Source organism: Flavobacterium sp. (assembly GCF_021151785.1).
Lineage (GTDB): Bacteria > Bacteroidota > Bacteroidia > Flavobacteriales > Flavobacteriaceae > Flavobacterium.
On sequence record NZ_JAGKWP010000128.1, the window covers coordinates 1 to 5,589 of the forward strand.

Here is a 5,589-nt window from a genome sequence, read left to right on the forward strand (position 1 = left end):
ATATTAATTTTTTTCATATTGAAATTTTAAGAATTTGGTCCAACGAAAAATCGATTACTAACCAAATTAATCATTATGAAAAAAATTTTAATTGCTGCTGTTACTTTGTGTTCAGCAATTACCTTTGGTCAAGGTTCTACAGACTACGGTAATGGTTTAAAATTAAATTTAAATCCCGAGGGAAATAAATTTATTAGATTTATTGCTTGGAATCAAGTTTGGATGCGTTCTTCTCAAATGAATCCAGGAACTATGATTGGTGATGCTTCAACTACTACACAAGAAGACATCAGTCTAAGACGATTAAGAATTTTAGCTTATGCGCAAATTTCACCTCGCTACATGATTGTAACTCATTTTGGAATTAACAATCAAACATTTACTAATGGTGGTGCAGCAGGAACCTCAGGTACAGGTGGTTATGGAGCTGGAAAAAAACCAGGTTTGTTTTTTCACGATGCTTGGAATGAGTATGCAGTTGTACTTCCTAAAGAAGGAAAGCCATTTAGTTTATCAATAGGAGCAGGGCTTCACTACTACATGGGTTTATCTCGTATGACAATGGCATCAACACTGAATTTTTTAACTATTGATGCGCCAATTTTTAACTGGCCTTTAATTGATAATTCAGATCAGTTTGCACGTCAGGTGGGAATTTTTGCCAAAGGAAAATACAATAAATTAGAATATCGTTTCAGCTTGAATAAACCGTTTTCAACTAATATTGATGTTTTAGCAAAAAATACTTCTGGTAACTATGTGAATGCTGAAAATACATCTTTTGATAATAATGGTAACACAAAATGGTCTAAAGCAGGATATGTTGAGTATCAGTTTTTAGATAAAGAAGCAAATTTATTGCCTTTCAAAGTAGGGACTTATTTAGGTACCAAAAAAGTTTTTAATATTGGTGCTGGTTTTTATACTGCCCCGAATGGAACAAGAAGTAGAAATAGTGATTTAACTGTAAGCAAGCATGATATTAACTTATTCTCTGGTGATGTATTTTTAGATATGCCAATCGGAGCCAAAGAAAAGAAAATGGCTGTTACGGCATATAGTGTTTACTATAATTACAATTTTGGTCCAAATTATCTAAGAAACATTGGAATCATGAATGAAGGAATAGCAGATGCTACTTTCACTGGAGCAAAAGCATTAGCTGGACCAGGGAATGCTCAGCCAATGATTGGTACAGGTTCAATTTGGTATACGCAAGCAGGTTTCTTGATCCCTAATAAAAATGAAAAACCAAAAGTTAGAATTCAACCTTATTTAGCTTACACCAATAAAAATTTTGATGCATTAAAGAAATCAAGCAATCAATTTGACTTAGGGACTAATTTATTTTTAGATGGACATCATGCTAAGTTAACTGCACAATATTCAAATCGTCCAGTTTACACAACTGTAGATCATATTGACGGATACAAAGGAGAATTCTTATTACAACTACAAGTATATCTATAAAACTAATAACAAACTAAATTTATAACTTATGAGTGATAACAGTAAAAAAGGAATTTGGAAAGTAATTTCTGCTTCCTCAATGGGAACAATGATTGAGTGGTATGACTTCTATATTTTTGGAAGTTTAGCCGTTGTTTTATCTACTAAATTTTTCCCTTCTGATAATCCAACAGCAGCTTTTTTATCTACTTTAGCAACATTTGCCGCAGGATTTGTGGTTCGCCCTTTTGGAGCATTATTCTTTGGAAGGTTAGGTGATTTGATTGGTAGAAAATATACCTTTATGGTAACTTTATTATTAATGGGAGGGGCTACCTTTGTAATAGGATGTATTCCTAGTTATGAAACTATTGGTTTTGCAGCTCCTGTCTTAGTATTAGTTCTTCGATTGCTTCAAGGATTAGCCTTAGGTGGTGAGTATGGTGGTGCAGCAACATATGTAGCCGAACATGCGCCTAAAGGAGAAAAAGGATATTGGACTGCCTGGATTCAAACAACTGCAACTGTTGGTTTATTTGTGTCTTTACTGGTTATTTTGGCAACAAAATCTTTATTATCAAAAGAGCAATTTGAAGATTGGGGTTGGAGAGTACCTTTTTGGGTATCTATTTTAATGGTTTTTGTTTCTGTGCAAATTAGAAAAAACATGCACGAATCGCCTGAATTTGCAAAGGCAAAAGCTGAAGGGAAAACTGCAACAAATCCTTTAAAAGAGAGCTTTGGTAATAAGTACAATTTGAAATTTGTTTTATTAGCTTTATTTGGAGCTACTATGGGACAAGGTGTAGTTTGGTATACGGGTCAATTTTATGCTATGAATTTCTTAAAAACAGTACAAATGGTTGATGCATCTCAAGTAGAAACTTTATTAGGGATTGCATTAGTTTTAGGAACTCCTTTCTTTATTGTTTTTGGTTGGTTGAGTGATAAAATAGGTAGAAAAAATATTATGATGGCGGGTATGTTAATAGCAATATTATTATATCGTCCAATTTATAAAATGATGTATGAGACTACTGACGTGGCTTTAAAAACTGAAATTGTTGAGAAAACAAAAATAGTACCTTCTATGAAAGAAGTAGATGCTACCAAAATAGATTCAATTTACACTACTAATAAAGAATATACAGATGGAACTTTGTTAGAAGAAGTGAAAACAATTCATTTAGAAAATGGAAAAGTAATGTTAGATGATAAAGGAAAAGAAAAAATAGAAACTAAAATTTCTAAAAAAATTAATTCTTCTAATATGGCTTTATTGATTTTCTTAGTTTTTATTCAAGTTATATTTGTTACTATGGTTTATGGACCAATTGCAGCTTTCCTAGTTGAAATGTTTCCTGTTAAAATTCGTTATACTTCCATGTCATTACCTTATCACGTGGGTAACGGAATCTTTGGAGGTTTATTACCAGCTATTTCTACATATTTTGTTACCACAGCTAAAGACGCTGGTGATCCAGAATTTTATTTAGAAGGATTATGGTATCCAATCATTATTGCTGGTATATCATTTATCATCGGAATGATTTATATAGACAGAAAAATTAATACACTTCACGAATAATATATATGACTATGAATACAGTAAAAAAATATTTAGGAATAGTATGGATACTCTTAGCAGCTGCAATGGCTTTCTTTAGTATCGAAATTTTTGGAGGTAAACTTTCCTCTGGAAAACAAGATGATTTAGTATTTGGTATCATCATATTTTTTATCTTATTACCATTAGTTGTAACAGGTTTAGCAATTTTTGGCTATTATGCTATCACTGATGAATATGAAGATTAAGTAATATTAGTTTTCAATCTCCTAGCCCTTGATTTCAAGGGCTTTTTTTATTTAAAAATAGCTATATCTATTTTGCAAAATGTTTTTTATCATGTAAAATAAATGTTATATTTTTAAGAAATAAATTTTAAAATTAATATTTATTTATAATTAATGAAAAAAAGGCATCAACAAAAGCTAGTAGTGCTTTCATTTATTTTGTTAGTAGGGTTTAATTTACCTATACTTTTGTTGTTTGATACTTCTTCATTTTTTTTTGGTATTCCTGTTTTATATATTTATTTATTTTCATTGTGGATCTTTTCAGTAATGATTTCTTATATTATCTTAAAAAGATATTATGAATAGTTTTTCTCTCATAGTCATATTATTAATTTATCTTGCCTTTTTATTTTTTGTTGCGCATTGGGCTGAAAAAAAAGAAAATGTAAAATGGAGTAATAATCCATATGTGTATTCTTTGTCGTTAGCAGTTTATTGTACGGCTTGGACTTACTATGGTAGTATTGGAGTTGCAGCTAAATCAGGTTTGGGTTATTTACCTATATATTTAGGTCCAGTAATTATTATTCCTGCATGGATTATAGTCCTTAGACGTATTATTAGAATTTCAAATGTTAATAAGATTTCTAGTATTGCTGATTTTATTTCATTACGATATGGAAATAGTAGATTTTTAGGCGCCATTGTTACTGTGGTTTGTTTGATTGCTATTTTACCTTATATTGCCTTACAATTAAAAGCTATTTCAGAATCTTTTCATATTGTTTCAAAAACTGAGTCAAGCTCTAATATTTTTGATGATACCACTACTTATGTAGCTTTAGCTTTAGCTATGTTTGCGTCTTATTACGGTTCTAAATATGTTGATGCATCAGAAAAAAGAAGAGGTATTGTTACGGCTGTTGCTGCTGAAAGTATTTTAAAACTTGTTTTTTTTATTTTTATTGGTTTATATGTTACTTTTTATGTTTTTGATGGTTTTGAAGATATTTACATTAGAGCAAATCAACTTACTTTTTTTAAAGAGCGAAATCGATTAGGAGGATTATCTCAAGCAATTAATTGGTTTTTTTTAATAATCATGTCTTTATTTGCCGTTTTCCTATTGCCAAGACAATTTCAAGTTTCAGTTGTAGAAAATAACAGAGAACGTCATCTAAAAACGGCGATTTGGTTGTTTCCGCTTTATTTATTATTATTTAATTTATTTGTTTATCCAATAGCTTGGGGAGGTAATATATTATTTAAAGATTTATCTGTTAATGCAGATTCTTACTCTTTACTTATACCTCAATTATTTAACAATCAAGTTTTGACTGTTATTGTTTTTTTAGGTGGTTTTTCTGCTGCTATTTCAATGATTATTGTTGCTTGTGTAAGTTTGTCTACTATGTTGAGTAACAATATATTAATACCTTATACTTTTCTTGGTAAATTAAGTAATGAAGATCAAGTTATTAATAATAAGAAAATTATAAAAATAAGAAGAATAGGTATTTTTATTTTAATTGTTTTGTCTTATTTGATATACAGATACTTTGCATTAAATTATACATTAGTTTCAATTGGATTAGTATCTTTTGCAATCATTGCACAATTAGCCCCCGCTTTTTTTGGTGCTCTTTTTTGGAGAAGAGGTTCAAGACAAGGTGCTATATGGGGAATTTTAATTGGAATTATTATCTGTTTTTATACCTTGTTAGTGCCATATGCTATTGGACTTTCAAGCAAGGAAAGTGCTTTTATATCGGATGGATTATTTGGAATAGAGTTATTAAAACCTTTTCAGTTATTTGGTCTCAATTACTTACAACCAGTTACTCATGCCTTTTTTTGGAGTTTACTTTTTAATAGTATCGTTTATTTTGGAGTTTCTGTTAGTTTTAAAGGGAATTATAGAGAACGAAATTATGCTGAAATGTATATTGATATTGATAAGTACAGTACCAATCATGAAAATGCTTTTGTATGGAAAGGAACAGCTTACACTAGTGACATTGAAAAAGTATTAGTTAAGTTTTTAGGTGAAGAAAGAACTAAACGGGCAATGACAATTTTTAATCTAAAATATAATGTTGAAACTAATACCGATTTAGCTGATGCTCGTTTAATAAAATTTGCAGAAAATCTTTTAACGGGACATATTGGCACTGCCTCTGCTAAAATTTTAATTTCAAGTGTGGTACAAGAAGAAAAAGTAGAATATCGGACAGGCACCCGCGCTATCGAAAACAACCAAAACGCAATAGGTGACAGGGTGAAAATGGCGCGGGAACAAGCCGGCAAAACCCAAGCCGAGCTTGCCGCCGCGCGCGGCGAGAA

Annotated in this window: 4 protein-coding genes; all 4 read left to right on the top strand. The window is 30.7% G+C overall.

All coding sequences use genetic code 11. The annotated features are described in order from the left end of the window. Positions 1 to 75: 75 nt before the first annotated feature. Positions 76 to 1,470 carry a porin gene (locus tag QZ824_RS10445; protein WP_291275957.1) on the top strand — a complete coding sequence of 465 codons (1,395 nt, stop codon included), beginning with the start codon at positions 76 to 78 and terminating at the stop codon, positions 1,468 to 1,470. 28 nt (positions 1,471 to 1,498) lie between these two features. Next, positions 1,499 to 3,037: an MFS transporter gene (locus tag QZ824_RS10450; RefSeq protein WP_291275958.1), complete on the top strand. Its 1,539-nt coding sequence runs from the start codon at positions 1,499 to 1,501 to the stop codon at positions 3,035 to 3,037. 11 nt (positions 3,038 to 3,048) lie between these two features. Continuing rightward, positions 3,049 to 3,264 carry a DUF6814 family protein gene (locus tag QZ824_RS10455; RefSeq protein ID WP_291275959.1) on the top strand — a complete coding sequence of 72 codons (216 nt, stop codon included), beginning with the start codon at positions 3,049 to 3,051 and terminating at the stop codon, positions 3,262 to 3,264. Positions 3,265 to 3,604: 340 nt separating this feature from the next. Beyond that, positions 3,605 to 5,589 (top strand): sodium:proline symporter (locus QZ824_RS10460; protein WP_291275960.1); only part of this gene is annotated, 1,985 nt, incomplete at its 3' end.